This window comes from Bacteroides sp. 4_1_36, from assembly GCF_003466325.1.
GTDB lineage: Bacteria > Bacteroidota > Bacteroidia > Bacteroidales > Bacteroidaceae > Bacteroides > Bacteroides uniformis.
The window spans coordinates 1-26,145 of the sequence record NZ_QSOX01000021.1 but is presented as its reverse complement, the minus strand read 5'-3'; the positions used below and the strand labels follow the sequence as shown (position 1 = coordinate 26,145).

Annotated in this window: 29 protein-coding genes, 1 tRNA gene and 3 pseudogenes; 11 read left to right on the top strand and 22 right to left on the bottom strand. The window is 46.4% G+C overall.

Features of this window, described 5'->3' with window-relative positions; translation table 11 throughout:
- The 7 genes and pseudogenes from DXD65_RS16840 to DXD65_RS16810 all read right to left on the bottom strand — a co-directional run bounded on the left by DXD65_RS16840 (window position 1) and on the right by DXD65_RS16810 (window position 7,367).
- Window positions 1-1,401, bottom strand: coding sequence for an aldo/keto reductase (locus tag DXD65_RS16840; protein ID WP_009038429.1), 1,401 nt, complete (start codon window positions 1,399-1,401; stop codon window positions 1-3).
- A 21-nt stretch (window positions 1,402-1,422) separates the two neighbouring features.
- Window positions 1,423-2,919, bottom strand: coding sequence for a 4Fe-4S binding protein (locus DXD65_RS16835; protein WP_117713956.1), 1,497 nt, complete (start codon window positions 2,917-2,919; stop codon window positions 1,423-1,425).
- A gap of 130 nt (window positions 2,920-3,049) precedes the next feature.
- Window positions 3,050-3,910: pseudogene (locus tag DXD65_RS16830) on the bottom strand (trehalose-6-phosphate synthase); the annotation flags it as partial.
- A gap of 140 nt (window positions 3,911-4,050) precedes the next feature.
- Window positions 4,051-4,608, bottom strand: a complete 558-nt coding sequence (locus tag DXD65_RS16825; protein WP_057258613.1) for an NAD(P)H-dependent oxidoreductase — start codon at window positions 4,606-4,608, stop codon at window positions 4,051-4,053.
- Between the two features lie 324 nt (window positions 4,609-4,932).
- Window positions 4,933-5,005: transfer RNA gene (locus DXD65_RS16820), tRNA-Lys, on the bottom strand.
- A 93-nt stretch (window positions 5,006-5,098) separates the two neighbouring features.
- Window positions 5,099-5,902: an MBL fold metallo-hydrolase gene (locus tag DXD65_RS16815; RefSeq protein WP_025835841.1), complete on the bottom strand. Its 804-nt coding sequence runs from the start codon at window positions 5,900-5,902 to the stop codon at window positions 5,099-5,101.
- Window positions 5,903-5,984: 82 nt separating this feature from the next.
- Window positions 5,985-7,367, bottom strand: a complete 1,383-nt coding sequence (locus DXD65_RS16810; RefSeq protein WP_008664585.1) for an MFS transporter — start codon at window positions 7,365-7,367, stop codon at window positions 5,985-5,987.
- A gap of 207 nt (window positions 7,368-7,574) precedes the next feature.
- On the opposite strand from DXD65_RS16810, the gene DXD65_RS16805 reads away from it, so the two are divergent.
- Window positions 7,575-8,264 (top strand): HAD family hydrolase, encoded by a 690-nt coding sequence (locus DXD65_RS16805; RefSeq protein WP_005825494.1) that lies wholly within the window; start codon window positions 7,575-7,577, stop codon window positions 8,262-8,264.
- Window positions 8,265-8,306: 42 nt separating this feature from the next.
- Here the strand turns inward: DXD65_RS16805 and uxaC are convergent, their stop codons facing one another.
- On the bottom strand, window positions 8,307-9,713 hold the full coding sequence (gene uxaC / locus DXD65_RS16800; RefSeq protein WP_057253015.1) for a glucuronate isomerase: 1,407 nt from the start codon (window positions 9,711-9,713) through the stop codon (window positions 8,307-8,309).
- 323 nt (window positions 9,714-10,036) lie between these two features.
- A pseudogene (locus DXD65_RS21580) lies at window positions 10,037-10,226 on the bottom strand (hypothetical protein).
- A 666-nt stretch (window positions 10,227-10,892) separates the two neighbouring features.
- Here DXD65_RS21580 and DXD65_RS16780 point away from each other — a divergent pair.
- The 9 genes from DXD65_RS16780 (at window position 10,893) to DXD65_RS16740 (ending at window position 14,579) form a co-directional block, all read left to right on the top strand.
- Entirely contained in the window at window positions 10,893-11,108 is a 216-nt protein-coding gene (locus DXD65_RS16780; RefSeq protein ID WP_002560959.1) for a hypothetical protein, read from the top strand.
- Between the two features lie 11 nt (window positions 11,109-11,119).
- The gene (locus tag DXD65_RS16775) at window positions 11,120-11,341 is read left to right on the top strand and encodes a hypothetical protein (protein ID WP_002560960.1); all 222 of its coding nucleotides are present in this window, start codon (window positions 11,120-11,122) and stop codon (window positions 11,339-11,341) included.
- Between the two features lie 13 nt (window positions 11,342-11,354).
- Window positions 11,355-11,771, top strand: a complete 417-nt coding sequence (locus DXD65_RS16770; RefSeq protein ID WP_002560961.1) for a PcfK-like family protein — start codon at window positions 11,355-11,357, stop codon at window positions 11,769-11,771.
- Entirely contained in the window at window positions 11,768-13,099 is a 1,332-nt protein-coding gene (locus tag DXD65_RS16765) for a PcfJ domain-containing protein (protein WP_002560962.1), read from the top strand. Before DXD65_RS16770 ends, DXD65_RS16765 begins: the two co-directional genes overlap by 4 nt.
- 24 nt (window positions 13,100-13,123) lie before the next feature.
- Window positions 13,124-13,381, top strand: coding sequence for a hypothetical protein (locus DXD65_RS16760; RefSeq protein WP_002560963.1), 258 nt, complete (start codon window positions 13,124-13,126; stop codon window positions 13,379-13,381).
- A 19-nt stretch (window positions 13,382-13,400) separates the two neighbouring features.
- A complete protein-coding gene (locus DXD65_RS16755; RefSeq protein WP_002560964.1) occupies window positions 13,401-13,631 on the top strand; it encodes a DUF3873 domain-containing protein in 231 nt (76 codons plus the stop codon).
- A complete protein-coding gene (locus DXD65_RS16750; protein WP_002560965.1) occupies window positions 13,628-13,873 on the top strand; it encodes a DUF6956 domain-containing protein in 246 nt (81 codons plus the stop codon). Before DXD65_RS16755 ends, DXD65_RS16750 begins: the two co-directional genes overlap by 4 nt.
- A 53-nt stretch (window positions 13,874-13,926) precedes the next feature.
- Window positions 13,927-14,235 (top strand): hypothetical protein, encoded by a 309-nt coding sequence (locus DXD65_RS16745; RefSeq protein WP_002560966.1) that lies wholly within the window; start codon window positions 13,927-13,929, stop codon window positions 14,233-14,235.
- A 122-nt stretch (window positions 14,236-14,357) separates the two neighbouring features.
- On the top strand, window positions 14,358-14,579 hold the full coding sequence (locus tag DXD65_RS16740) for a hypothetical protein (RefSeq protein ID WP_004356138.1): 222 nt from the start codon (window positions 14,358-14,360) through the stop codon (window positions 14,577-14,579).
- Between the two features lie 64 nt (window positions 14,580-14,643).
- On the opposite strand, the gene DXD65_RS16735 is transcribed toward DXD65_RS16740, so the two are convergent.
- From DXD65_RS16735 to DXD65_RS16675, 13 genes and pseudogenes are all read right to left on the bottom strand, one after another.
- On the bottom strand, window positions 14,644-16,101 hold the full coding sequence (locus DXD65_RS16735) for an ATP-dependent nuclease (protein ID WP_002560968.1): 1,458 nt from the start codon (window positions 16,099-16,101) through the stop codon (window positions 14,644-14,646).
- A gap of 161 nt (window positions 16,102-16,262) precedes the next feature.
- Entirely contained in the window at window positions 16,263-16,790 is a 528-nt protein-coding gene (locus DXD65_RS16730; RefSeq protein WP_002560969.1) for a glycoside hydrolase family protein, read from the bottom strand.
- Window positions 16,787-17,290, bottom strand: coding sequence for a DUF3872 domain-containing protein (locus tag DXD65_RS16725; protein WP_002560970.1), 504 nt, complete (start codon window positions 17,288-17,290; stop codon window positions 16,787-16,789). Before DXD65_RS16725 ends, DXD65_RS16730 begins: the two co-directional genes overlap by 4 nt.
- Complete coding sequence (locus DXD65_RS16720) at window positions 17,287-18,189, bottom strand: toprim domain-containing protein (RefSeq protein WP_002560971.1); 903 nt, start codon at window positions 18,187-18,189, stop codon at window positions 17,287-17,289. The genes DXD65_RS16725 and DXD65_RS16720 overlap by 4 nt, the downstream gene beginning before the upstream one ends.
- A 7-nt stretch (window positions 18,190-18,196) precedes the next feature.
- Window positions 18,197-18,772 (bottom strand): conjugal transfer protein TraO, encoded by a 576-nt coding sequence (locus tag DXD65_RS16715; RefSeq protein ID WP_008764729.1) that lies wholly within the window; start codon window positions 18,770-18,772, stop codon window positions 18,197-18,199.
- A 2-nt stretch (window positions 18,773-18,774) separates the two neighbouring features.
- The gene (gene traN / locus DXD65_RS16710) at window positions 18,775-19,761 is read right to left on the bottom strand and encodes a conjugative transposon protein TraN (protein ID WP_002560973.1); all 987 of its coding nucleotides are present in this window, start codon (window positions 19,759-19,761) and stop codon (window positions 18,775-18,777) included.
- Between the two features lie 47 nt (window positions 19,762-19,808).
- The gene (traM, locus tag DXD65_RS16705) at window positions 19,809-21,155 is read right to left on the bottom strand and encodes a conjugative transposon protein TraM (RefSeq protein WP_002560974.1); all 1,347 of its coding nucleotides are present in this window, start codon (window positions 21,153-21,155) and stop codon (window positions 19,809-19,811) included.
- On the bottom strand, window positions 21,136-21,423 hold the full coding sequence (locus tag DXD65_RS16700; protein WP_002560975.1) for a TraL conjugative transposon family protein: 288 nt from the start codon (window positions 21,421-21,423) through the stop codon (window positions 21,136-21,138). Before DXD65_RS16700 ends, traM begins: the two co-directional genes overlap by 20 nt.
- Before the next feature lie 39 nt (window positions 21,424-21,462).
- Window positions 21,463-22,086, bottom strand: a complete 624-nt coding sequence (traK, locus tag DXD65_RS16695) for a conjugative transposon protein TraK (protein WP_002560976.1) — start codon at window positions 22,084-22,086, stop codon at window positions 21,463-21,465.
- Window positions 22,087-22,117: 31 nt separating this feature from the next.
- Window positions 22,118-23,122 (bottom strand): conjugative transposon protein TraJ, encoded by a 1,005-nt coding sequence (gene traJ, locus DXD65_RS16690; RefSeq protein ID WP_002560977.1) that lies wholly within the window; start codon window positions 23,120-23,122, stop codon window positions 22,118-22,120.
- A gap of 4 nt (window positions 23,123-23,126) precedes the next feature.
- On the bottom strand, window positions 23,127-23,756 hold the full coding sequence (locus DXD65_RS16685; protein ID WP_002560978.1) for a DUF4141 domain-containing protein: 630 nt from the start codon (window positions 23,754-23,756) through the stop codon (window positions 23,127-23,129).
- Between the two features lie 23 nt (window positions 23,757-23,779).
- On the bottom strand, window positions 23,780-24,160 hold the full coding sequence (locus DXD65_RS16680; RefSeq protein ID WP_002560979.1) for a DUF3876 domain-containing protein: 381 nt from the start codon (window positions 24,158-24,160) through the stop codon (window positions 23,780-23,782).
- Between the two features lie 34 nt (window positions 24,161-24,194).
- Window positions 24,195-25,400: pseudogene (locus DXD65_RS16675) on the bottom strand (TraG family conjugative transposon ATPase); the annotation flags it as partial.
- Window positions 25,401-25,853: 453 nt separating this feature from the next.
- Between DXD65_RS16675 and DXD65_RS21335 the strand changes: the two are divergent.
- Window positions 25,854-26,145, top strand: a 292-nt coding sequence (locus tag DXD65_RS21335) for a Crp/Fnr family transcriptional regulator (protein WP_147350693.1), incomplete at its 3' end; no start/stop codon positions are given.

The following is a 26,145-nucleotide window of genomic DNA, read 5'->3' as shown; positions in this document are numbered from 1 at the left end:
TTATAAAGTCTCTTGTTTCAACTGTTCTACAAATTTGTCAATACGATGCAGTTCTTTGGGAATATCAATCGTTTGCGGGCAATGCGGAGAACACTGGTTGCACCCGGTACAATGGTCGGCCTGCCTCAGTTTGGGTACACTTCGGTCATATCCTACGAGAAAAGCACGGCGTGCTTTCCGATAATTCTCATCCTGGCTGCTTTCCGGCACATTTCCTTCATTGACACATTTATTGTAATGTATCAATATGGCAGGAATGTCAATTCCATACGGGCAAGGCATGCAGTACTTGCAGTCGTTGCAAGGTATGGTGGGGTACTCCATCATCAAATCTGCCGTATCATACAGATACTGAGTTTCCTCTTCCGTGAGTGGTACCAATGGAGAGTAAGTACGGATGTTATCCTGCAAATGTTCCATATAAGTCATGCCGCTCAGCACTGTCAGTACATCCTGGGGAGAACCGGCATAACGGAATGCCCAAGACGCCACACTGCGTTCGGGTTCGCGCTGCTTCAGCCGTGCCACAATATGGTCGGGGACATTGGAGAGCCGCCCACCCAGCAGAGGCTCCATAATGACAGCAGGGATCTTACGCTTGGCCAGCTCGTCATACAGATACTCTGCCTTGAAGTTGCTGCCCGAAGCATGTTTCCAGTCCACATAATTCAACTGTATTTGTACAAAGTCCCAATGAACTTCACCACGGTCATGCATCTGCAAGGCATAGTCATAGACTTCGATATCTCCGTGGAACGACCATCCCAAACGGCGGATGCGTCCTGCTTCACGCTCCTTGACAAGAAAATCAATCATACCGTTGTCTATGTAGCGTTTGCGGAATTGCTCCATGCCACCGCCACCAATCATGTGTAGCAGATAGTAGTCTATATAGTCCACCTGCATATCCTCGAACGACTTACGGTACATGGCGATGGAACCCTCGCGAGTCCAGGTATCAGGATGAAAATTGGATAGTTTGGTGGCAAGATAGAACGATTCGCGTGGATGGCGTTTCAGAGCTATTCCCGTAGACTTCTCACTCCATCCTTGTACATACATCGGAGACGTATCGAAATAATTCACGCCATGGGCAATGGCATAATCCACCAGTTCGTTTACAGCATCCTGGTCTATCATTTCCCCTTTTCCATCCGGAGCAGGAACGGTAGGCCAGCGCATACAGCCGTATCCTAAAATAGAAACTTTGTCACTCCCCAAACCAGGAAAACTACGATAGGTCATTTTATCCGTCGGAATGGGGCCCAATACTTTACTGCCTTCACTGCTTCCTTCCTTAGAACCACATCCATAGAGGGCAGCAGTAGATGTGGCGGTTGTAATTCCCACTATCTTCAAGAAATCACGACGGTTCATATTGTTTTTATGATGTTCTTCCATACTTATAGAAATTCTACTTTGTTATATAATTCGATGTCTTTCATGTCCTTCCACATAGATGGCACTGAACGGACGGGCCGGACAAAGATTCTCACATGCCCCGCAGCCGATACAACGCTCCACATTGATTACCGGAATCTTTGGAGAATCCTTGTCTTCAGGTATACTCGGCACCATTTGTATGGCTCCCGTCGGACAATGGCGTGCACAGTTGCCACACTGCACACCATCCGTCAGTGGTATGCAATTTTTCTTTACCCACACGGCATGCCCTATCTGAACGGATGATTTATCAGCTTTGGTTATCGGACGGATAGCCCCTGCAGGACATACCTCCGAACATTTTGTACATTCCGGTCTACAATAGCCGCGTTCGTATGACATTTCCGGTTGCATCAATTTCCTTAAGTCTGCAGAAGGACGAAGAACCTGATTGGGACATGCCGACACACAGAGCTGGCAGGCCGTGCAGTGTTGCGCCATATTGCGGGCACTCAATGAGCCGGGAGGAGTGAGGGGAGTGCTTCGCTCAAGAATCTTCTTATCTTCAATGGCTGCCAGTCCTCCGTCTACTTTCTTTTCCTGCGCTTTTAAAACAGAAGTGGCTGCAACCAGAGCCGTTGCTGTGAAAAAACTGCGGCGGGTTTCGTTTATCTGTTCCGAATCTGCCTTGCCCGCAGCAGGTTTACCGAAAGGATGATACTTGTAGGAAATGGCTCCATGCTTGCACTTCTCAATGCAGTTCATGCAAACCACACACCGGCTTGCATCAATCTGATGCTCCTTAAAGTTGATGCAGGCTGCCTTGCAGTTGCGTGAACAAAGACTGCATTGGTTGCACTTTTCCGAATCTATTGTGATGCGGAAAAGCGAATAACGTGAAAGGAAGCCCAAGACCGTTCCTACCGGGCAAATCGTATTACAATAGGTTCGTCCGTTGCGTCCGGCCAGAACAACAAGCACAGCCAAAGTAGCGGCAGCAATAATAAAAGTCGGCAGGCTCTTCAACCATACATCCGTTTCATAAAAGGCATAACTGTCTGCCCGTTCAGCCAGATAAGCAAGCAGATTGTTGCCCCATTGCCATATAGGTTGAAAAAGATTATTGGCAATACGTCCGTATGCACTATAGGGTGCAAGTAGAGCAGCCAATGAACCAATTCCGGCAATCAAAGCAATGATAAACACACCCAATACGCCATAGCGCAGCCAAGATAAGGCCGGAGAATAAGAGTAAGGAAGCTTCCTGCGTTTTTTAGGTTGCCGGCCCAGCCATGCCAGTATATCCTGAAATACCCCTAAGGGGCAAATCACAGAACAATAGATACGCCCGCATACCAAAGTGAGAATTACAAGAAACAATATCACTCCCACATTCAGCGCCAATACAGCCGGCAAAAACTGGATTTTGGCTAACCAGCCGAACCACCCATGCAACGTTCCCGTAAAATCAAGGAACAGCAAGGTGATGAGTGCAAAACAAATCATTGCAAAAGTCAGTCTAATCTTCCGTAACATGATAATCCTTTATTTTGAGTTCCTAAACATTCTATATCAGCGATATGAGTACAAAACAACTGCCGAAATAGTGAAATTTTCTTTATGCAAAAAAAAAGAAAAAAAGAAAGATATCATCATTCAATGGAATTAAAAACGAAAGAAATAAACGGTGCAGAATGCCTTTACTATAATCCAAGCGGTCTACAGAAAGAATCAACTTATGATTTCCGAAAAATTTCCGTGTACGGTCTATCGCCCGCCCTACTTCCGGTCTGGAAGAAGCATTGTGATACAGTCCGTAGTTGATTCCCATAGGAAGAGCATCGGTCTCAACTACTCTATTCCCGAGTTGTGCTTCGTCCAGTTTAAAGTCAATACGCAGTACCCGTTTGACAGCACTGATAAAATGCCGCATATAGTCATAAGTATGGAAAGCTATAAAGTCAGCATCCAATAATCCTTTCAGGATTTCTGCACGTTCCGGTAATATCCGGAAAAGTTCATAGGAAGGGAAAGGGATATGATGGAAATATCCGATATTCAAATTCGGGTAAACCTTCCGAAGCATTCCGGGAAGCAGCATTGGCTGATAGTCTTGAATCCACACCTTGTCACCTGGATGTATCACGCGGCAAATGGCATCGCAGAACAACTGGTTCACTTCCTGATACGATTGCCAGAAAGAGTTCCGATATAGCGTATAAACAAAAAAGTAGTGACATAATGGCCAAATAGTACTATTACTATAGCCTTCATAATAATTCTTTATCTGTGTTTCGGACAAGAATACTGGGTGAAAATTTATTCCTTCCAATCTAGAAGTGATTTCCTTTTTACTTTCTTCGTTGTCAACGCATATTCCAGGCCATCCAATCCAATGTTTTTCGTAGGAAATCTGAAGTGAGTCCAAACCGGTAGCCAGTCCACCTTCACTTCATGAAAACACGAACGTTTCATCCTCTTTGGTAACCTTAACGGGTAATCTGTTTGATATAATATAAAATTTCATGTATGAGTTAACACAAGAAATATGCCAACTCATACAATATTTTATTTATTGCTTATAATCAGGATTTTAGAAAAAGATAAAGAGAAAAACAAACATTCAAAAAATGAAAAAGAATGTTCCATTTCGATATGGTCCTACTATTACCAATTATCACTGGAAATGTCTTTCTTCACCAATGCTTCAATTCTTTGCTTATAGCAATTTATCCCTTCTGCTATATTTTTACTAGCTTCCGAGGTCCCCATTCCATAGACTATAAGAGGAGTTTGCCATACCATTCCGGCATGTACAGCACTTGCTTGATAAGGTCTTAACAACTCATCCACCGTAAAACGATTTCTTCCTCCGCTTCTATAAGCATCATGTTCAGAGCCGGCAGTAGTGACCACCATCAATGTCTTACCAGCCACAGCAGGAGTTTTTGCCAGATAAGTAAATACTTCATCCAACCATCTCTTCAATAAAGAAGGAGCCGACATCCAATAGAACGGAAACTGAAATACAAGCGCAGATGCATGCGATATGATAGTGCTCCATATCTCTGCATTAAAAGCATCTTCCACACGCATCTCATATAAATTGTATATGGCCACCTCTCCCATGTCACTAATAGCATCCATCAATGCCTTGTTAGCTCGCGACTCTTTTATATTGGGATGTGTCAGAAGAACCACTACTTGCTTTGAATCTTTATCCATATTGTTTTTCTTTTAGTTTAAAATCATTGATGTGTGTACAAATATACAAAATATAGATATACGAGTAGGAGGAAATAAAAGTTTTCTTCCTACTTTCATTTTCTGACATATATTTTCGAATGTGACGAAAGAGGCGGAAAGCGGGTGAGGGCAAAGGTATAAAAACAAACTTCTGAAGAATTTATGATGCGGACTAACGAAAAATAATGTATCATCCCCATATAGATTTACTAGTGATTCCGTATGAGGAGCTTATACCCAACAAAGCATGTTCTTGTTAAAACAAATTAAAAAAGGAACAACTACTGTTGTTCCTTTTTTAAGTACACCCTCAGGGATTCGAACCCTGGACCCACTGATTAAGAGTCAGTTGCTCTACCAACTGAGCTAAGAGTGCATTCCTTATTTCTTGTTTGCGGGTGCAAAAGTAGTCCTTTTATTTTATTCGTGCAAACAAAACGGTGTATTTTTTGCGATGAAATGGGATTTTTTATTCAAACTCGTATAAATCAGAAGGAGTAGTACGCTTCAAAGCACACAACTGTACATCCTTTCCTACGATAATTCCTTTTTCCCTTAATTTCCATTCCACTGTTTTATATGCCAATTCAGGATGATTGTTGTCCTTGCTCAAATGACAAAGCCAAATATACTGTAAATGTTCCGTCATATTTTCCGAAAGAAATTCAGCAGTAGCAATATTACTCATGTGTCCGGTGCGGCTGGTAATCCGTTCTTTCAGGTATTGGGGGTAGGTACCCATGCGTAACATTTCCTCATCGTAGTTGGCTTCCAATATCAGATAATTGGCCTTTCTGATATATTCTGCGGCCGTAGGAGTAATTTCACCAAGGTCTGTAAGAAAAGCAAACACTTTTCCGTCTATCTCAATGCAATAGCCCACATTGTCCGTGCCATCATGAGGTACCTCGAAAGATTCGATATGAAAATCTTCCAACTGCATGGGTTGCTGCTTTTCCAGGTAACGGACAGACGAATATAACTTTTCTGTCATGCAATAGCTCCGGTTGATACCCTCATGAATCCGGGCAGTTGTATAAATAGGAATATTCTGTTTCTCACCCAATCCACCTACCGCTTTAATATGATCTGCATGGTCGTGCGTAACAAATACCGCACGTATCATTTCCATGCTGATACCTGCTTCTTTCAGTCCTTTTTTTATCGTCCGTACTGCAATGCCGGCGTCGATGAGTATTCCATATTTTTCTGTGCCTATATAATAACAGTTGCCGCTGCTTCCACTGGCAAGGCTTATAAATTTTACTTTCATCCTAATCTCCTTAATTACAAAAAAGCCGTCGCTTTTAAAAAAAGTGACGGCAAATATACAAAAAGTATGCAATATATAAACCTTATGCCTTCTTCTTTTTGTCGATGAATTCGGTAGTTTTGGCAAAAACGAATAATGCTATTGCCGCAACCAATCCTATAACAGCGAAATAATACCAGATATAATGTGCATTGACACTAGCTGCTTCCCACGCTTCGCGGGTTTCAAACAAGACTGGATCAGGACAATATTTTGTCAGAAGCACCCCCGCAATACCGAATCCGAAAATAGAAGAGAGGAATGAATGAAGATGACTGAAACCGAGGTACATACCTTCTTCGCCCTTGGGGGCCTGCAAAGAGAAGTATTCCAGATAACGCGGTGAGATAAAACATTCTGCCAAAGCTTGCACAACAATACCAAACACCATCATCAAAGTAATATTGCTCATGCCGGAAATAATATCGTTGCCCAGCAAATTACCGCATGCCATCAGCAATGCCGATACCGGAATAAGAAACATGCCTATATTCATAGAAGTAATAGCTGTGCGCTTTGCCATCCACCGGGTGATAAAACTTACGCAGCAAACCACTACAAACGGGTTTACATTGGCTATCCACCCCGGTTTGGCTGTTTCACCCGCCATACGGATGACATATTTGGGCATAGTTGCATAGAGCTGTTGCTGCACCATCCAAAAGCCGGTTACGATGAGGATAAGAATCAACAAACGCCAATTAGTGATAATACGCAGAAAACCTTGCCCAATTTCACGCATGCTTTTCCCTTCACCTGCTGTATGTGCCGATTTATACAATAAGATGACAGCCAATAATGCCAGCACCGTCATGGCAGCCGAGAAGTAATTGATATAAATATAAGCTTGCTCACCGATAACATTCCGTAGAGGGTCGACCACCGTTTTTCCGGTAAAAGCTCCTATATTCACCATCATATAGAAGATGGAATAGCCGCGAGCACGGGTAGCCTCTGTTGTTTCCTTAGCCACCGATCCCGATATGATAGACTTGATGAACGAACCTCCTACCATGATAACAAACAATACGGGGACAATCATCCAGCGGTCATTACTATCCGGCAATCCTGAAAAACGGGTTGTCTCGCCATACTCCACCAGACCGGCTGCTTCCAGTAGGGTGGGAAGCAATCCCAAGCCCAAATACCCGATGGAAAGCAGTGAGAAAGCAATAATCATCGACTTTCGGAAACCTATCTTATCGGCATATGCGCCCGTAAAGATAGGCAACAAATAGAGCCCTCCCGAAAACAGACCGGAAATCATGCTTGACTCAAAATCATTGAAACCTAAAATATTGGAAAGATAAATGGTAAGAACAATAAATACAGCATAATATGCCATGCGTTCGAACAGTTCTACTGTACTGCTTACCCAAAAAGCTCTGCTGAAGCCTTTGGAAGCGGGTTGGGGTGATGTCATCATCCTTTTGTACGATTAAAATTTATGTATTAAATGAAAAAATAAGTGCAAAAATAGGAAATTAATATCGTGTTTGCAAGATATTAATTTTCTGCAAACACAATATTAATAAGTTGCAGACAAGATATTAACTTCCCATTTATCACTATTTATCTTTTCATTTATATAGAATACTCCGTATCTTTGGACGCTTTTATAAAACGACCATTCATGAAAGATAAAATCGAATTTATAGCTTTTGACGCTGATGACACACTGTGGGAAAGCGAACTTTATATTCAGGAGTTCGAGCACAAATTCTGTAACCTTTTAAGGCAATATCTGCCTGCTTCATCCATATCACAAAGGTTTTTTGAAACAGAAATGAAGAATCTGCATATGTATGGCTATGGGCTGAAGAGCATAATGCTCAGTATGACTGAAACCATCTGCAAAGTGACAGACGGAAACGGGAATATGCATCTTATAGAAGAAGTAATAGGATGGGGACAAGAGCTTCTGCAGAAACCGGTTACACTACTGGAAGGCGTGAAGGAGACCATATCGTCACTTCATGGGAAATATAAATTGGTGTTGGCCACTAAGGGGGACTTGTTCGACCAGAAAAGAAAAATAGAAGCTTCCGGACTGCGAGAATATTTCCATCATATCGAAATTATGAGTGACAAGAAAATCGATGATTACCAGAGGCTGATTGATACATTGGGCTGTCCGCCTGAAAAACTCCTGATGATAGGTAATTCTGTAAAATCAGACATACTTCCGGTATTGGAACTTGGGGGATACGCTGCCCATGTACCATACCACGTGACTTGGGCATACGAGCAACATGAAGGGGAAATACGACATCCCAATTTTATACGATTGGATAGTATCAAAGGAATATTAGATAAGCTATAAGTTATGGGTGAAACTGCATAACTTATAGCTTACTATTGCTTTTTAGAATTGGAAGAAATTCTTAGCGTTATAATAGCTGATATCTTCAATCATCTGGTTTACGCGTTCCATCTCGGAAATAGGAATTTCACCATTTTCTACATCACGGCCTACAAGATTACACAATGTACGGCGGAAATATTCATGGCGCGGATAGGAGAGGAAGGAACGGGAATCGGTCAGCATACCAACAAATCGGCTCAATAAGCCCAGTACAGAAAGGGCATTCATCTGCTTTTCCATACCATCCTTCTGGTCAAGGAACCACCAACCGGAACCGAATTGAATCTTACCGGCAACCGTACCATCCTGGAAGTTACCCAGCATAGTAGCAATGACTTCGTTGGCGCATGGATTCAAATTATAAAGAATAGTCTTGGTCAGCTTACCATTGGAGTTTAAGCGGTCGAGAAATTTAGCCATAGCTTTTGCTGTAGTAAATTCGCCAATGGAATCAAAACCGGTATCAGGACCTAACAGTTTGAACATCTTACTATTGTTGTTGCGAATAGCACCATAATGGAACTGTTGTGTCCAACCTTTCTCCCAATCCATTTCGCCGAACACAACCAGCATGGCCGACTTGAATTTCAGAATTTCCTCCTTCGTCAATCCAGTACCGCCATATACCTTGTTAAAGATAGCCTTAACTTCCACTTCTGTATAATCCTCGGCATAGAATTCTTCAATTCCGTGGTCAGACAGTTTACATCCTTGTTCCGCGAAAAAATCGTGACGCTTACGCAAGGCAGCAACCATATCGTCAAAGCAGGAAATAGCCACATCGCTCACTTCGGCCAACTTTTCTACATATGCGCGAAAATCGGCAGGAACTTCCACCGCCATTGCCTTATCCGGACGCCAAGTAGGCAACATCTTGATTTCAAAACCGCTCTCGCGTGTCTTGATATGATATTCCAAGGAATCAATAGGATCATCTGTAGTACAAACCACTTCCACGTGATAACGGCGCATCATGCCACGGGCGGAATATTCAGGCTGTTTCAGCTTCTCATTACATTCATCATAAATTTCACGGGCCGTATGAGGATTGAGAATTTTATCGATTCCAAAAGCGGTCTTCAATTCAAGGTGGGTCCAGTGGTACAACGGATTACGGAAAGTATAAGGTACCGTTTCGGCCCACTTTTCAAACTTTTCCCAATCTGTAGTATCCTTACCGGTACAGAAACGTTCGTCCACACCATTGGTACGCATGGCACGCCACTTGTAGTGGTCACCTCCCAACCAAATCTCAGTCAGTGACTTAAACTGATAGTCTTCCGCCACCATTTGAGGAATCAAGTGACAATGATAGTCGATAATCGGCATTTTAGCCGCATGCTCGTGGTACAACTTCTGTGATGTTTCCGTTTGCAACAGAAAGTTTCCGTCCATAAAGTTTTTCATCTTCTTGTGTTTTAAGTATCTAAAAATATTACTTTCTATTTATTACACCTATATAGTATTGATTGTAAAGCTAATAGGTCGTATAATTGTTTTTAGTTTTATTAACCGTTATCGAACACAAAAGTAGAAATTTTACTTGGAGAAACAAAATAATTCGTATCTTTGCGGCGAGAAGTTACGAAAAGAGTGTAATTTATTGAAAATGAGCGTAGGTTAATTGCTCTTGATAGTAATAGGTTACGATTTAGTTAGTTATCTACTGCATTATCCTTCTGCGCGTCGCGTAACCTTCAAAGAACTCTTTGTATGCAAAAGTAGCTATTTTATCCGAGATTTTGATATAAACTCCCGGATTTTTTATCACCTCATTCATTAGTTTTTCCGTAAAAGCGGTATTGTTCGTCGGAACACCATTGCCCAAAACGAGTTTAGAACAAACGTGTGCCGACTACCGCATAGCCAGAGAAAAGGGCATTGCCTCACGCCTAAACGATGTTTAGACTGATGAAGCAATGCCCCTTTCTTTTGCGTCTATGCCAAGAGGTGCTTTTACGGGCTACCAGATGATTTTTCTTTTTTAGCTGTTTTTTGTGCCGGAAGCGGAAAGTGAATGCAGAGAGTGTCAGCCTGCCCCATAAATGAAACAAGCGGCCACACACAGCGGGCAATCCGGGAAGAATGATTGTTGCCACCCGGCTGGACAAGTCCCGTCGGATCGGAAAACAATCATACTCCCTTTGTTGTGGTTTGCCCTTTTCACGCTTCCGGTGATGTCTTTTTCCTTTTGGTGATTCCTTTTTTACGGATTTTCCCCTGAAGTTTTTTCTACCCAATCTGCCTCTGGTTTCGTTTACCTCCATTTTGCGCCTTTCAGTGAGCCGCATCAGTCAGTCATTTTCGTTCAGGGCGCAAAGGTAATTCCGGGATTGGACGGGAAAGCAAGGTCAAGCCTCCTGTTTTCTGCGGAAATCTCCAGCCCTTCGGGTAGTATTTCCCCGAAAAACCTTGCATTCCCTAATCCCTACCTTTTCAAGCACCCGAAACGAAAACGACCGATGCGACAGAAAGACGCATAAAAAAAATGTCGGATAAACGAGAGGCAGATAAGATAGTTTGAAACTCAACTCCCTCAGCTCTTGAATCCGCATAAAAAACAAAAAAATCAAAAACAGCGAAGATATGACGGCAACGGCAAATTTCAGACAAGTGGCGCAATACATCGGGTTGGCGATATGCGGCTTGATGATGCGCACCGCCTTCGGGGTGTTCGGCATCCTTTGGGACATCATCAGAGAGATTATAAACGGAGTGTTCCGAGTGGCGATAGGTGTAATCGTGGCTATCCTTTCCACCATTGCCTACTTCGGCTTCATCCTTTGGTTATTCACCCTTTAACCCTTACCGACATGGCAAAGAGAAACAGCAAGACGGTAGCGCAGCAGTGCAGATATTACGAGGTGGACAACATCTTCGTGTATATGGTGGAAACGTACATCAACGGTAATTTTGAAACTTTCCGAAGATTGTACCACGAACTGAACAAGGACACACGGAGGGACTTCATGGACTTCCTTCTCAGCGAGGTAGAGCCGACCTATTGGAGAGAGAGACTTAAACAGACAATCTAAAAACGACAGCGATATGAAAGGAACAGACCATTTCAAAAGAACGATACAAATGTATCTGGAACAGCGGGCGGAGGAAGATACGCTCTTTGCGAAGAAGTACCGCAACCCTGCCAAAAACATAGACGAGTGCGTGACCCACATTCTGAACTATGTGCAGAAAAGCGGTTGCAGCGGCTTCACGGACGGAGAGATATTCGGGCAAGCCATCCACTACTATGAGGAAAACGAGATAGAGGTGGGCAAACCTATGAACTGCCAAGTGGTGGTGAACCATGTTGTGGAACTCACGGAAGAGGAAAAGGCGGAGGCACGTCAGAACGCAGCTCGCAGATACCAAGAGGAGGAACTCCGCAAGTTGCAAAACCGCAACAGACCGCCAGCGAGAAAAGTAACCCAATCCCAACCCTCATTATTTGATTTAGGCTTATGAAACCGAAGACCAAGATACAGAAAAAGGTGGCAAGACTTTCAGCCAACCTTCGCCCCATATCAGCGACACAAATAGATTGGGCATACCGCCACTGTATTGAACATATCGGCTACCGCACCAAGAAAGGGAACATTACCTGCTCCGACTGCGGTCACGAGTGGTACAGCAACAGCGTACTGTGCGACACCCTTGAAGGCTGTACCTGCCCCAAATGCTATGCCAAACTCAAAGTGCAGGACACACGCAAACGTATCTACAAGGAAACGCAGTATTTCAGCGTGATAACCACCTGCAAAGGCTATCAGGTAATCCGTGTGGCGCAGGTCAGATGCGAGAGCAGGAAAGGCGAGCCGATGCACTTCTATTGCCACGAGGTTGTGCAGCGTTGGATTTCACCCGACGGTAAGGTTACGGACATGGCGTTGCTCCGTGGCTTCACATTCTATTACTGCGATGTATGGGCATTGTGCAGCGCGATGGAGATAAGACCGCACAACAGCCTATACGATGATGTTGTGGCAAGAAGCTGTGCATATCCTAAGATGAGGGTATTACCCCAACTCAGACGCAACGGCTTCAAGGGCGATTTCCACGGCATTTCCCCCGTGCGTCTTTTCAAAGCCTTGCTTTCAGACCCAAGAATTGAAACCCTTATGAAAGGCGATGAGATTGAGGTCATGAAACACTTTCTTTTCAATGCCCGTACTGCCGATGAATGCTGGGCATCATATCTGATTGCCAAGCGTCACAAGTATCGGATAGACAACTTCTCCATGTGGTGCGACTATCTGCGTATGCTCAACAAACTCGGTCAAGACCTCCGCAACCCGAAGAACATCTGCCCCGAAGATTTCATGGCGGCACACGACAACGCAACTCGAAAGATTGAAGCCATACACGAGAAGGAACGGGCCGAACAACGCCGCCGCTGGGAGATTGAAAGGCGTGAGCGTGAACAACAGCGGCAACTGCAAAGGGAAAAAGATGCGGAGGATTTCATTGCCAACAAATCCAAATTCTTCGGATTGGTAATCACTGACGAGGAAATAATCGTCAAGGTACTTGAAAGCATAGACGAGTATTACAGCGAGGGCAAGGCACAGAACATCTGCGTGTTCGGCAGTGAATACTACAAGAAAGCCGACACCCTCATACTCTCGGCAAGGATTGGCGGTGAGATAATTGAAACCGTAGAGGTGGATTTGCGGACACTCAAGGTGGTGCAGTGCCACGGCAAGTACAACCAAGACACCGAATACCACGAGCGCATCATAGACCTTGTGAACAAGAACGCCAACCTTATCCGTGAGCGGATGAAAGCGGCATAGCATAAACCCTAAAACAACATTGATATGGAAGTAAGAATCGAAAGCATGATTTGTGTGTGGGACGATAAAATCCCCACCTTGTTCCTTGAATTTGTAAATCTCCTCACTCTCTCAACAAGTGAGGAGGGATTAAGAAAGAGCGTAAAGGAGTTTGCCGAGAAGCACGAACTTGACAAGTTTTTCCTTTACGGCTTCGGCTCTCACCATTTCTACCTGCACCAACGCTACACGAGCAACCCCGAAATAGTGATGAAGAACAGAGTTCTGTCAGTACATTTTTAATCATCTAAAAAGCAACATTATGGCAACACGAATGACCATCAACGGAGTAAGCACCTGTACGGAAGCAGGGACGGAGAAATATGAGCGTTTCCAATCGGGTATCGGCAGACGCAAGCGGACACTTGTGCAGTACGACTACCGCCATACGGACGGAGAACTGTTCACTTGTGTCAAACCCACATTGGACGAGTGCCGAACCGCAAGGAACAAGTGGCTGAACGCAAAGCAGGGAAAGGAGGGCAACCGATGAACACGACCTATCAAACGCTGATAGTCAAATTCAGCGAACCTATCGCGGCATTGGACGGTATCTTTGACGATGCCCAAGCGTGGGGAACGGACACCCTCAAAGGGTGGATAGATGATTACGAAAGCACACGTTTCACCGCCACCGACAGCCATACGGCAGTCATCACGAGCGAGTACAATATGGAGTGTGTGAAGGAGTGGCTGCAACGGCAGACACCCATTGCCGAGATGCGAGAATTTTGAACAAGTTGGCGGTGTCCGCACCGCCAGCACTTAAAACCCTAAAAACAACGAATATGATAGCACAGACGATATTACAGCAGATAGGTGGAAAACGCTTTACCGCCATGACAGGTAGCCGAGATTACATCAATATGGGCAACGGCTTACGGATGAGCCTTGCAAGGAACAAGACAAGTGCCAACCGCCTTGACATCATCTATGATGCGGGGGCAGATCTCTACAATATGCGCTTCTACCGCAGGACATTCAGCAAAAAGACATTCGAGTGCAGGACGAAGGACATTGCCGTACACGAGGGTATCTATTTTGATATGCTGGAGGAAATGTTCACGATGGTGACGGGACTTTACACACGCTTTTAAGAAGAGGAACGGGCGGTAAAATCGCCGCCCGCTACTTTTGTCAGTGAGCAGTGGGCGGCACAAAAGTAGCAAAAAGCCCAAGTTCCAATCTGTGATACAATTTACAAAAACAAGTTTTAATCATGGAAGCAATCAGACAGAACGGAAAAATCATCTTGCACAGCAACGACGGCATAAGCATAAAGATGATTTTCAGAAACCTTACGGGAAGGAATTTTCAAGGTCAGGAGTATGCGGACTATATTAGCCACATCGCAATTGGGAGCATGGGGTTTACGCCCGGTAGCATTGAGCATTGCAGGGACGGTGGCGTGATAGACACGGGAACAATCCCGAATGTATGAAAAGCGGAAAATCCAATGAAGTTGGCGGCTTCATCGGATTTTTCCGAAATAATCATTAAGTATTTTAATTTTGAAATGTTTTTTGTAAGAATGTTAGTAGTTTAGACATATCTTCCTTTCGATATATCATTTCACAAACTTTTTGAACAAATACATTTTCTTCTATTCCTTGTTCTTTTAAGTTTTTAATGAGGTAATTATAAAACGCCTTGTCGTCATTCTTTTTGATTAAACTATCCACCACTTCTTTTAGTGATTTAACTTTGAAAAAACGGTCACCTATTTCCTTGAAAAAATCAGCATCTTTATTTACAATAATTTTTTCATGTAGGTATTTTTCCAAACTATGTATTGGCAGAAAATTTATTGTTAAATTAGTATATAATCCCTTTTGCTTATATAGTTGTTCAAAATCCGGTTTTACATCACCATCAAGAACACTTAATACTTTTGTTCCAACCCCTGCTAAATTTGACTTACAAATATCATCTTGCATTTTTAACACATTCTCCCAACCACCACTTGGTAGAATATTAATCAATTTACTTTTATACAAGGCATTTTCATCAATTATATTCTCCAATATATATTTAGCCAACACATCCTCTACTAAAATAAGAAAATCGTATCCCGAATGTTGATAAATATCTCGTGTTGCATATGATGGATAACATGGATTTACAATAGCGATATTATCCAACTCCTTTTGTAAATGAAAAATATTTGAAGGCTTTATTTTCCTAAGTAATTCTATTGAATGACTTGAAAAATATATAGCAAGATTATACTCTGTAGCCAATTTTTGCAAAAAATCAACTAACCTCATGATTGCAGATGGATGCAATGCTAATTCAATTTCATCTATCAATATAAGCCGTACATCTTCAGACTTTGCAGGGCGAACAATGACAACATTCAACATATGCAATAAGCTAATCAACATATTTTCTCCTGCACTCATACAAAACTGATTAACTATTCCATTAGTTCCTTCAATGAAATATGGAATTCCTTTGAACGCTTTAAGTTGTGCTAATGTTCTATTTTTAATGCGTTTAAGATTTGTATAGAAATCATAATTTCCATGCAAAATATAACTTAAATTGCGCGAAACAAACGAATCTGCATCAGTTAAAATTGTATTATTAACTCTTTCAGCTTTTAGTAATGTATCATAATTTGCATCTATAAAACGCATTCCATGTATTATGCTACCTTCATAAAAACCTTTTAGAGATATTATATCAGTTGAACTACAACTCCATCCTCTACTGGCTTTTGTCCAAGAATTTTCTTTTCCATCATAGGATATTGTGATTTTACTATTAGATGAATAATCATGAGGTTGAAAAACATTGAATGCAGAGTTACGTACAACCTTAGAAATGACTGTCATGATAGTACTTTTGCCTGTTCCATTAGCTCCAGTTATAGCATAAAGTCCTGTTTCTATTGGTAGATTTAACTCAATATTATTGATGTTCTTTAATTGTTCTATTTTTATATTTAATTTATTATTCATAATTGTTCTGTCTTTGGACGCAAAATTAGGCATTTTATACTGAATGACAAAATGTTATCATAAAATAATACAACTAAAGTAATATTGAGGTGATACATAATTACCCCTGCTCTTGAATTATAAAACAGAGGTAATTATTTTTTTTACGAATTTTGCATCAATCACGGGATATACAGCAGCGCAAACTCCACCTTTCTCCGTGTGAGCAGCATGGCATGGCGTTTTCCCTTGTAACTGCAAAAAGCAATATATTCATGGTAGATGTTCCTGTCGCCAGCCTCCAACTTCTTTATCAAGGTGCTTTTGGGGATTGTCTTGCTACCCAAAAGCCGGTATGGACCCACGTTGTAGGCAAGCGTGGCGAGTAAAAGGCTGTCTTTCCCGAACTGCCGGAACATCGCGCAGAACTTCCGCAAGTCTTTCCGCAGAAGCACGTCCGCCTGCCGCTTCGTCATGGTTCGTGCCGAATATCTTTCGTCCGGCAGAATTTTGTGACCCCAACCCACGTATGGGTGGTGTTTTTCCGAGTGCCAGCCCTCAAAATATTTCGTGCAGCACACCGCCCTCTCGAAAAGTGGCAAACGGTAGATTGCCGCCTGCCCGTCCATTCCCTCTCGGCGGCTGATCCGTGCGGACACGGAACAGACCGCCATAAGCGAACAGAGCATTACCATGAATACACGCATCATTTCAGCAAGGGGCTGAAGTTGCCGATGGGAACGATGGTCAAACCGTCATCCTTTACATTCCGGTTGTTGAAGTCAAATTCCAGCTCGAAGGAGTTGCCGAAGTTGTCCTCCACCACCACAATAAAGTTGTGCGCCTCTTCGCCCTCCGCCGTGTAGTACAGGCGGAACTTTTCGTTCTCCAGCAGGTAGCGGTCGTTGGGCAGGAAGGTGATGCCGTTATCCATTTTCAACTTTCCTTCTCCCTCAAACTGAAAATAGCGGATGGTATAAAGCGTGTTAGCGAAGTCGCCCTCCTTTTTCAGTTCACAGCGGATTTCCACCGTCTGCCCCTTTGTCACCTTGTTCGGCACGGGCATGACCTCCACCGTGAAGGGATAGGACTGTTGGATGTCCATGTCGTCATCGCACGACACGAGGGTGAATGACACAGCGGCTATCAGGCATAACGCCACCACCTTAAAGATGTTTGTACTCTTGTTTCTGTTGTTCAGTATGTTCATTGTTCTTCGATTTTTAGATGATTGTTTTTCTGTTTTTTCGTTGTCCGTTGCAGGTACTCATTCAAGTCCTTGCAACCGTCATAGAGGGAGGAACGGTCGGCGACACGCGCCCCATACCGTTTGGCAAGAGCGTCAAGCGTCCGCCGTCCGGCTTCGTCACGGTCAAGGAAGCATCCGATGCGCCCGTAGCCGTCCAGCAATTCCGCCGCCTTCTCCACGTTGGCGACAGAGTTCAGAACAAGGCAGTCAGCGTTACCGGTTACGCCAAGCGTCACAGCGGAGAGAAAGTCCATGAAGCCCTCAAACACGAGGCACTCGTCAGCCGGGATTTCCTTCGTCCTTGCCAAAGACACATCTTTTGGCGGGATGCACCCCTTGAAAAATCGGCTTCGGACTTCATATCCACCTGCCATATTCAGGAAACCGACAGCAAAATACCGTTTTCCACGCACACTGTAGTTCAGACGGCAACAGTGACGGGATGTGATGGCGATGGGTATGCCACGTTCCGCCAGATAGTCCGTCAACGGTGAGCGAAGTAACGGAGCGACCTCCACATCCTCAAAGACGGGTTCGGTCGGCTTCGGGAGATAGGCGGGCTTTTCCCATCCGGCAACCGTCATATTGGCGGCTTCCGCTATGAACTTCGCTTGCTTCATGAAGTCATCGCTTTGCAGAAACTCCCCGGCAAGCGTGAAGATGTCGCCGCCCTTGCCCAAACCGAAGTCGTACCAGAGCTGTTTCGCCACGTTCACACGGAAAGAGGGTGTGCGCTCGCCCCTGTACGGGGCAAGATACCACAGCTCGTTACTGCTCCTTCTAACAGGCTCATGCCCCAGCCGTGCGAGAAAATCCGTAAGCGGCATCCTTCTGACAGCATCTATTTCCGTCCTTTCCATGCCCGTGTCAGTTGATGATGAACTTGATACCGACCCCGAACTGCGTGTGAAACTTCCGCGTGTCGCCACCCCAAAGGCAACGCTCCCGCAGATTGGCAAGCAGGGCTATACGGTCTGCCACGTAGCATTCCACATCGAGCGTCAGCGCGCCGCCGTAGATGAAGGCGTCCCGGTCGTGCAGCGTAGAACCGTCATGCAGCACCTTCGTTCCCCAGTTCACCGACTCATATCCGGCAAGAGCCGAAGCCCCGGCATAGACGAACACGATTTTTCGAGCGTCCGACAGTATCTTGAAGTAATAGCCGCCCTCCGCCGTGAACTGCGCCACGGGTATCTTGGTGTTCTTGTAAGGATTGTTTTTCAGGAGGTATTCGCCACCGAACACCCACTTGTTTCCCCTCTTCGTGTAGGTGGAAAGAGACGCCCCGAAACTGTAGCCGCCGTCCTTGCCACCGGGATTGAAACCGTCCGCCATGTCCGCCCTTACCTCGATGCCATGCATCTTCGGCAGACACCGCTGGGCGTGCGCCTGCCCCGTGAAAAGGGCAAGCGACGCGATGATTATTGCGATGTATTTTCTCATGGTCAGCGCACTTGAAGTTCGTTAATGGTGCTGGCTCGTACCAAATCCTCGTTCTCAATCACGAAGGACTGGTGACGGCCGCCGTTCTTCTCGTTCAGCTCCACCACGAGGCACTTGTCGTCGGGGATGGTGAACTTCGCCATCGTGAAGACCGTGCGCTCACTTTTTTTGCCCGGCACGAGAGTGGCGTAGTTCTGCGCACGGAGCGGCAGAATGATCTGCTCCTGCACGGCGGTACGTTTCGCCACCTTCTTGTCCACGATTTTCCAAGTGATGTAGTCCACATCGAAAGGCACGTTGCTCTGGTTCTTTATCTCCGTGTGGAAGTAGAGTAAGCCGTTGTGCGTGTAGATGCCTTTCAACAGGTATTGGATGCCGAAACGCTTGCAGCCGATATGCTTCACCTCGCGCTTGTTCTGTTTGTGGATGGACTTCATGATAAGGCGCACCAGCATCGGGCTTTCGCTGCCCAGCTCTTTCAGATAGATTTCCTGCGCATTGTTCGGGCGGTTCACCGTACTGCCGTCATGGATGAAATCGCACATCTCCACGTTGAGTAACAGCGGTTCGGCGGCGTACTTCACGTTGAAGGTGTAGAAACTGCCGTCCTCCGTGATGACGGACATATTCGTTTCGTTGGGAAAATTTCTCACGGTAGCCTTCACGCGGATGACGTTCTCCGCTCCGTCGGCTTTCCCGGCAATCAGGTCGGGCGAGCCTAAATCGACATAGCGCACCTCCGCCGGAAAAATGACGTGGACGGTCTTGTCATAGGTCACTTCCAGTCCGTGCGGCGGTATCATGCGGTCGAAGGTCAGCTTGCGCGACAGACCGTGATACAGGTCGCCGTCCGCCTCCTTCTGCGGATAGACCTCCTTCGTCAAGGTCGGCTGTTCACTTCCTTTGGTCGTTTCAACGGTTACATTCTCCTGCGCGTTGGCAGTTGCGATGCCCATAGCGAGGGCAAACATGATGATTACTTTTCTCATTACTTTTGGATTTTAGTGGTAAATGTTTTTTTGATTGATTGTTGTTTTCAGTCCTTTTCCTGATAGAGCATGACCCTGTACCCGGCTTTCAGATGCACCTTTACGGTTCGCATCTTCTTGGCGATGTACTGGCTCGTGCCTTGTATCAGCCCCTTGCCCAAATCGGAGGCGAGCTGCGCCCCGGCATTGGTGGAGATGTTGATGCTGCTCCCTAACGAGCCGCCCATGTTGGCGGCGACCTCCCTGACGGCGTTCATCTCCATCGAGTTCGGGATGAAGATACCGGGCTGTCCGTCCGTGTCATAGACCGCAAGCTCCACCGGGATAATCGTGCCATCGTATTCCAGCGAGGTGACCTCGATGTCGAGCCGCTCACCCTGTATCTTGCCCGTGCCGACCACCACTGCATTGCGTGGGATTGTTCTGCCCGCCACCGCCATAGGCTCCAGCAGGCGCAACCTTACCGTCTGTCCGTCCGTCACGCTCTGCGCACCATGCACACATGCCGGGATGGTATTCCGGTCCGATACCTCTGTAGTGCCGACAGCCGTGTTGAACCCCCGGTTGCGCTCCTGCGAGAAGGTGGCGACAAACTCCGCGTTGCTCATGGGCTGTGCAAGGGAGGAAACGACTTGGCGGGTCACTTGCCTTACGGGTGTCGCCGTGTTCTTCTTTCCCTTCTGCACGGTGGAAGGCTCTGCCGCCTGTTCCGGCTTTCCTCCGTTCTGACCGCCCATGTACTTTGCCGCCAGCTCATAGGACTTCTCCATAAGTGCCACCTGTTCGTCCATAGATGAAGTCCTGCCCTTCTCGCTTTCCAGTTCCGACTCCAGCGAGGCGATGCGCTCCAACAGCTCATCCATCTCGGCATTGTCGTTCTTCGGCTGTTCGTAGAAGTTGCCGAGGGTGGCGTTCAGGTCACGGTAGGCGGCTGCGGAGGATTGGATGGTCTGCGGCGTGGCGGGCTGTGCCTTTTCCTCTTTGCCGCCCGGATTGGCGAGGTCGAAGTCCGTCCCGTCCTCCGTTCCAGCTATCTCGCGGTCGAACATGTCGCCCAGCTGCCCGATGGCACGGTTGCGGCTCTCCAGACGCTCTTCCATCTCCCCATGCTCGTAGGCTTTCAACTTGTCGCCGATAATCTGCCGGTTCGCCTTGTCCGCGTCGGGCATCTCGGTGTTGTATCCGTCTGTTCCCGGCTGTTGCTCCTTGCCGGAGGACGGGGCGAATATCAGCCACATCGCCCCGATGAACACCAGCACCATAGCGGGCAGGACTATCATCTTCTGCCGTTTCAGCCGCTGCGCCTCGGTCAGCGGTTCGCGCCCCTTTTTCGGCTTTCCCGTGTCGGGAGCGGCTTTGTTCTCTTTCGTCGGTTCATTCTTCGTCTGTTCCATATAAATAAGGTGTTAAGTGATTGTCAGTTTCCACCGGGGTCGGCAGTTCCACCCGTCCGGCGTGTCCCGTTTCCATGCGTAAGCCGTCGTTCCTGCCGATGTCATAGACGGCTCTGCCGAAGGTGTAGAGGGCAAGCACCGCGAAGGCGGCGAGCATCCCCAGTACGATGCGGCGGCGTGTTTCCGGCGGCAAACCGTCCAGATACCCTTTGAGCCTTGCCACCAGCCGTTTCCGTTTGTCGTGGAGCTTCCAGTACACGCCCCACATTGTTTTTCTGATACTTTTTACTTTCCGTTTCATAATCCGTTACCGTTTGATAGTCTGTAAATCCTTATTCTCGATGATGGTGAAACCCTCGATGGTGAAGCCGTTGGGATTGTCGTCCGACCGTGATGCGTTCAGCAGGCGGCAGGTGGTCACGAGGCTGCGCTCGGTGACGTTGCTTTGCCGGATGATTTTCTGCGTGGCGTAGGTCACGGCTCGGTAGGGATAGGCGTTGAAGTCACACACCACGCTGTCCACCTTCAACACTTGGTTGATGTTTCCGGCGATGATGCGGTTGTAGTACCCCTTCTCGGCGAAGTCCGAATAATAGTGGTACACGCTCTTGTCTGCCAGCAGCAAGGCACGTTTTACGTTGTGTTCAATCGCGCTTTTTTCAGGTGACAGCGTGAAGAAAAGCTCGTGGAAGCGGCGCACATGCTCCCGTGCCTCCGCTGGACGGTTCTGCGACAGATCCTGCGACAGCGCAAGCATCAGCGACTTGCCGTTGTCCAACACATAGATTTTCTCCCGTTGCTTCTCCGCGAAACGGTAGGAGTTCCACACGCTCCACACCGTCACCACGGTGCACAGCGAGAGGAAGACGATACCGAACAGGCGTATCTGCCTGAACGATGATTCGATGTTTTTAAGTGACTTAAATTCCATTGTTGTTTATTCGTTTTTAATTGTCAGTTGATTATTTCAGCAGTTTCCCGGCACGTCCGACCACGTTTCCTGCGGCTGCACCCGCCACGCTGCCCGCCATGCTTCCGGCTCGTCCCGCCATCTGGTTCACGTTGCGACCGTAACCGCCCATGCCTCCGGCTTGGATAATCCAGCCGGCAACGGTGGGAATGGTGAAGTATCCGATGATGCCGATGCAGAGGAACACGATATACACCCCGTCGCTCGAATCCAGCGAGAAGTTCGGGTCTGCCTGCATCCGCTCGATGTCGCTTTGCAGCATCAGCACCTGTATCTTCGCCAGTATGGTGCTGAACATGTCCGACACCGGAAGCCACAGATAGACCTGTATGTAGCGGCATATCCACTGCGTGAGCGTGCTTTGGAAACCGTCCCATACCGACAGGGCGAAGGCTATCGGACCGAGTATCGCCAGCACCACGAGAAAGAAGGTGCGGACGGTGTCTATCACGAGGGCGGCGGCTTGGAACAGCAGTTCCAGTATCTCGCGGAAGAAGTCGCGGATACTCTTCTTCATGTTGTACATTCCCCGGTCGATATACATTCCCGCCATCGTCACCATGTCGGAGGGCGACCAGCCGAGTTCCTCCAGTTGCTTGTCAAATTCCTCGTTGGACACGAGGTAGGCGGTTTCGGGGTTGCGTACCATCGCCTCGTATTCCAGCTTGTCCTTCTGCTCCCGGTATCGGTTCATGTCCAGCGTTTCCGCCTCCAGCATCTTTGCCGTGCCCTGTACGACGGGTGAGAGGATGCTGTTTATCGTGCCCAGCACCACAGTCGGGAAGAACATGATGCACAGACCGATGGCAAAAGGACGGAGCATCGGGAATACGTCTATCGGTTCGGCTCTCGCCAGCGACTGCCATACCCGGTAGGCGACGTAGAACAGCGCACCCAGCCCGGCGATGCCTTTCGCCACACCCGCCATGTCCCCACATAGCGGCATCATCTGCTCATAAAGTGAGCGTAAAATCTGATGAAGGTTATCGAACTCCATAGGCTTACCAGTATCTTTCGTTCATGTTCCCGTACAGCCCCATGATGCGGTCGAGGTCGTTCTTTTTCTTCGCACGCAGATAACTCACGGAGATGTTCTTGTTGGTGTAATAGCTCACAAGGTTGCGGTAACGCTTCATTTTGGAGTAGCAGCGTTCCACCACGTCCATGCGCTCCTTGTCGGTCATGGAGAGCGTGGTGATGTTCACCACATTCTTCAGTTCCGTCAATACTTCGTTGCTCTCTTCCAGCAGTTTCGTGTAACCGAAAGCGATTGCCGACAGCTCTTCTGGTCTGAAATTTCCATCACGGAGCATCCTTTGGAAACTGTTTACATAAATGTCGGTGATGTCGCCTACCATCAGGATGGTCTGCTGCACCTTGCGGGCGTCCTTGACGAGATTGTTCACCGATTTGAGGGCATCGTAATACTTTTTGCCCTGCTGATAGATTTTCACCGTTTCCTGAAAGTTGCTCACCATGTTCGTGGCAGTCTTGGAGGTATGGATGATGTTTTTGGAGGCATTGATGATACCCTGCGCCAGATTGCCCGGATCGCTTACGACCCACTGTGCGCTTGCCCTGCCTGCGAAAAGCAGGCACAGGCAGATAATCATTGTTATTCTTGTTCTCATGTTACTTTGGATTTTAGTGGTTGTTATTCTTCTGTCGGGTGTCCCGGCTGCGGTTTCACCCGCACATAGTCGCCGCCCGGCGAGAAGGTCAGCACGTCCGTTGCCTCGTTGTAGGACACGTCGATGCGGAAGCCGGTGTTCATGAACAGGTTGTCGTTTTCCTCCTGCAAGAGATAGGTTTCCGGTTTCAGCTTGCGGCGCAGACCGCTCCGGCGGAACACCGTCACCTTGTAGGCTTCGCCCTCCTTGTAGATAAGCACATCGGGCTTCCCCTCCACGCTCTCCCAGTTCCCGCACAGCATATCACGGCGGTTATCGACCACATCGCAGGATTGCAGCATCATGACCGCCAATCCGATCAGGCACTTGCTGACTTGCAGCATTTTAACTTTTGATAAATTCATACGCATTTCTTGTTTTTAGCTGATGATTAAATGATTAACTTTTGGTTCTCCGCTTCTCGGCAAGTTGCCGGATGGCGGCTTCGATGTCGCCGCCCAACTTCTCCGCCAGACGGTAAACCTCCACTTTCTCCGTTTCCTCGGTGGTGTACGCCAGATATTCTTCTGCACTGACCTCGGTGGCATAGACCGCCGATTGTGTGCCACCCAAGCCTATCCACACCTCCTTGTAGAGCCGTGAAGGGTTGTTCGCCATGTTGATGGAGAGTATCTGCCCTTTCTCCTTTTCCGTCAGTCCGAGCAACGCCTGTATCTGGTCGAACTTGTTCATGTACTTGCGCTGGTCGAGAAGTATCTTGCAGTCGGAGTTGTTGATGATGCTCTCCTTGACCACGGGAGAGGAAATGATGTCGTCCACCTCCTGCGTCACCACGATTGCCTCGCCGTAATATTTTCTGACCGTCTTGTACATATAGCGCAGATATTCAGCCATGTTCGCTGAAGAGAGAGCCTTCCAAGCCTCTTCCACAATAAGCTGTTTCCGTACCCCTTTTAGTCGCCGCATCTTGTTGATGAAGGCTTCCATGATGATGATGGTCACGACGGGGAACAGTTCGCGGTTTTCCTTAATCGAATCTATCTCGAAGACAATGAACCGCTTGCCGAGCAGGTCGATGTTCTCCGTGGAGTTGAGCAGGAAGTCGTAGCGTCCGCCCCGGTAATACTGCCGCATGGTGGTGAGCATGTTGTCGATGTTGAAGTCGGACTTCTCCACCTTGATGTCACGCTGTGCCAGTTCCTTGCGGTAGTCGTCACGCATATACTCGTAGAAGGTGTTGAACGACGGCACGATGCTACGGTCGGATTGGATGCGCTCAATATAGGCACTCACGGCACTGCCCAGCTCGCCGCTCTCCGTCTTTGTCACCTTGTCGTCCTCCGACTTCCAGAGCGTCAGCAGCAGGGTCTTGATGCTGTCCTTCTTCTCCACGTCGAAGATGTAATCGTCGGTGTAGAACGGGTTGAACGATATGGGCTTCTCTTCCGTGTAGGTGAAATACACGCCGTCCGCTCCGCCTGTCTTGCGTCGGATCATGCCGCACAAGCCCTGATAGGAGTTTCCCGTGTCCACCAATACCACATGTGCGCCTTGCTCATAATATTGGCGCACGAGGTGGTTCATGAAGAAAGACTTGCCGCTGCCCGAAGGACCCAGCACGAACTTGTTGCGGTTGGTGGTGATTAATCCGTACCAACATTTATTTATTTAATACTGAATATCAGTTAATTATGGTATAAAGCACATCAATATTAATATTTTTAAAGCATACAATTTGCATACAAATAGAGTGATTATAAGAAAACAGAAAAGGATATTTGTTGTTAAGGGGTAAATGTGGTAGGAGATGTTTTTATATCTGTTTTCTCTCGTTTTTCAGTGAAAAATAGACATGATACTGGCAAAAAGAGAAAGAAACTCTGTTTTTCTTTTTTCGCCAGCATATATAATTTGCTGTCTAAATAAGTTTAGTTCGTTTTGGATATACAGACAAAGAAACGTACTAAACCTTTGAACTTAAAAATATAACAAACATGTTATGTTACATACTTTTTTGAATATTTAAACAATGTAGTTAAGTACTATCAAGCATATTTCAGGCATTTTTTATACATTTGCACCAATGGCAAGTAAATGATGACTGAATTTAATTCATATATGAGCAATATAGACATAGATTTTTTTAAAGAATTGTGTCTAAAACATGGAGAGTTACGACATTATAAAAAGAATGAGTTTATTCTCCATGAAGATGATGTATGTTCTTTCTTCGGGTTTATCTTGTCAGGCGTAGTCAAATACAGTTGCACCAACCGGACAGAAAACAAACCGTATAATGTCGGTTTTTCCTTTCCAAATGAATTTATAGGCGATTATCCCACTTGCTTATATGGCATGAAATCAGAATTGAATATACAGGCGATAATCC

What these genes read in the sequence shown, in the direction of transcription:
- DXD65_RS16840 (WP_009038429.1), bottom strand. Translation starts at nt 1,401, where the DNA reads ATGGAAGAACATCATAAAAACAATATGAACCGTCGTGATTTCTTGAAG.
- DXD65_RS16835 (WP_117713956.1), bottom strand. Translation starts at nt 2,919, where the DNA reads ATGTTACGGAAGATTAGACTGACTTTTGCAATGATTTGTTTTGCACTC.
- DXD65_RS16825 (WP_057258613.1), bottom strand. Translation starts at nt 4,608, where the DNA reads ATGGATAAAGATTCAAAGCAAGTAGTGGTTCTTCTGACACATCCCAAT.
- DXD65_RS16815 (WP_025835841.1), bottom strand. Translation starts at nt 5,902, where the DNA reads ATGAAAGTAAAATTTATAAGCCTTGCCAGTGGAAGCAGCGGCAACTGT.
- DXD65_RS16810 (WP_008664585.1), bottom strand. Translation starts at nt 7,367, where the DNA reads ATGATGACATCACCCCAACCCGCTTCCAAAGGCTTCAGCAGAGCTTTT.
- DXD65_RS16805 (WP_005825494.1), top strand. Translation starts at nt 7,575, where the DNA reads ATGAAAGATAAAATCGAATTTATAGCTTTTGACGCTGATGACACACTG.
- uxaC (WP_057253015.1), bottom strand. Translation starts at nt 9,713, where the DNA reads ATGAAAAACTTTATGGACGGAAACTTTCTGTTGCAAACGGAAACATCA.
- DXD65_RS16780 (WP_002560959.1), top strand. Translation starts at nt 10,893, where the DNA reads ATGACGGCAACGGCAAATTTCAGACAAGTGGCGCAATACATCGGGTTG.
- DXD65_RS16775 (WP_002560960.1), top strand. Translation starts at nt 11,120, where the DNA reads ATGGCAAAGAGAAACAGCAAGACGGTAGCGCAGCAGTGCAGATATTAC.
- DXD65_RS16770 (WP_002560961.1), top strand. Translation starts at nt 11,355, where the DNA reads ATGAAAGGAACAGACCATTTCAAAAGAACGATACAAATGTATCTGGAA.
- DXD65_RS16765 (WP_002560962.1), top strand. Translation starts at nt 11,768, where the DNA reads ATGAAACCGAAGACCAAGATACAGAAAAAGGTGGCAAGACTTTCAGCC.
- DXD65_RS16760 (WP_002560963.1), top strand. Translation starts at nt 13,124, where the DNA reads ATGGAAGTAAGAATCGAAAGCATGATTTGTGTGTGGGACGATAAAATC.
- DXD65_RS16755 (WP_002560964.1), top strand. Translation starts at nt 13,401, where the DNA reads ATGGCAACACGAATGACCATCAACGGAGTAAGCACCTGTACGGAAGCA.
- DXD65_RS16750 (WP_002560965.1), top strand. Translation starts at nt 13,628, where the DNA reads ATGAACACGACCTATCAAACGCTGATAGTCAAATTCAGCGAACCTATC.
- DXD65_RS16745 (WP_002560966.1), top strand. Translation starts at nt 13,927, where the DNA reads ATGATAGCACAGACGATATTACAGCAGATAGGTGGAAAACGCTTTACC.
- DXD65_RS16740 (WP_004356138.1), top strand. Translation starts at nt 14,358, where the DNA reads ATGGAAGCAATCAGACAGAACGGAAAAATCATCTTGCACAGCAACGAC.
- DXD65_RS16735 (WP_002560968.1), bottom strand. Translation starts at nt 16,101, where the DNA reads ATGAATAATAAATTAAATATAAAAATAGAACAATTAAAGAACATCAAT.
- DXD65_RS16730 (WP_002560969.1), bottom strand. Translation starts at nt 16,790, where the DNA reads ATGATGCGTGTATTCATGGTAATGCTCTGTTCGCTTATGGCGGTCTGT.
- DXD65_RS16725 (WP_002560970.1), bottom strand. Translation starts at nt 17,290, where the DNA reads ATGAACATACTGAACAACAGAAACAAGAGTACAAACATCTTTAAGGTG.
- DXD65_RS16720 (WP_002560971.1), bottom strand. Translation starts at nt 18,189, where the DNA reads ATGGAAAGGACGGAAATAGATGCTGTCAGAAGGATGCCGCTTACGGAT.
- DXD65_RS16715 (WP_008764729.1), bottom strand. Translation starts at nt 18,772, where the DNA reads ATGAGAAAATACATCGCAATAATCATCGCGTCGCTTGCCCTTTTCACG.
- traN (WP_002560973.1), bottom strand. Translation starts at nt 19,761, where the DNA reads ATGAGAAAAGTAATCATCATGTTTGCCCTCGCTATGGGCATCGCAACT.
- traM (WP_002560974.1), bottom strand. Translation starts at nt 21,155, where the DNA reads ATGGAACAGACGAAGAATGAACCGACGAAAGAGAACAAAGCCGCTCCC.
- DXD65_RS16700 (WP_002560975.1), bottom strand. Translation starts at nt 21,423, where the DNA reads ATGTGGGGCGTGTACTGGAAGCTCCACGACAAACGGAAACGGCTGGTG.
- traK (WP_002560976.1), bottom strand. Translation starts at nt 22,086, where the DNA reads ATGGAATTTAAGTCACTTAAAAACATCGAATCATCGTTCAGGCAGATA.
- traJ (WP_002560977.1), bottom strand. Translation starts at nt 23,122, where the DNA reads ATGGAGTTCGATAACCTTCATCAGATTTTACGCTCACTTTATGAGCAG.
- DXD65_RS16685 (WP_002560978.1), bottom strand. Translation starts at nt 23,756, where the DNA reads ATGAGAACAAGAATAACAATGATTATCTGCCTGTGCCTGCTTTTCGCA.
- DXD65_RS16680 (WP_002560979.1), bottom strand. Translation starts at nt 24,160, where the DNA reads ATGAATTTATCAAAAGTTAAAATGCTGCAAGTCAGCAAGTGCCTGATC.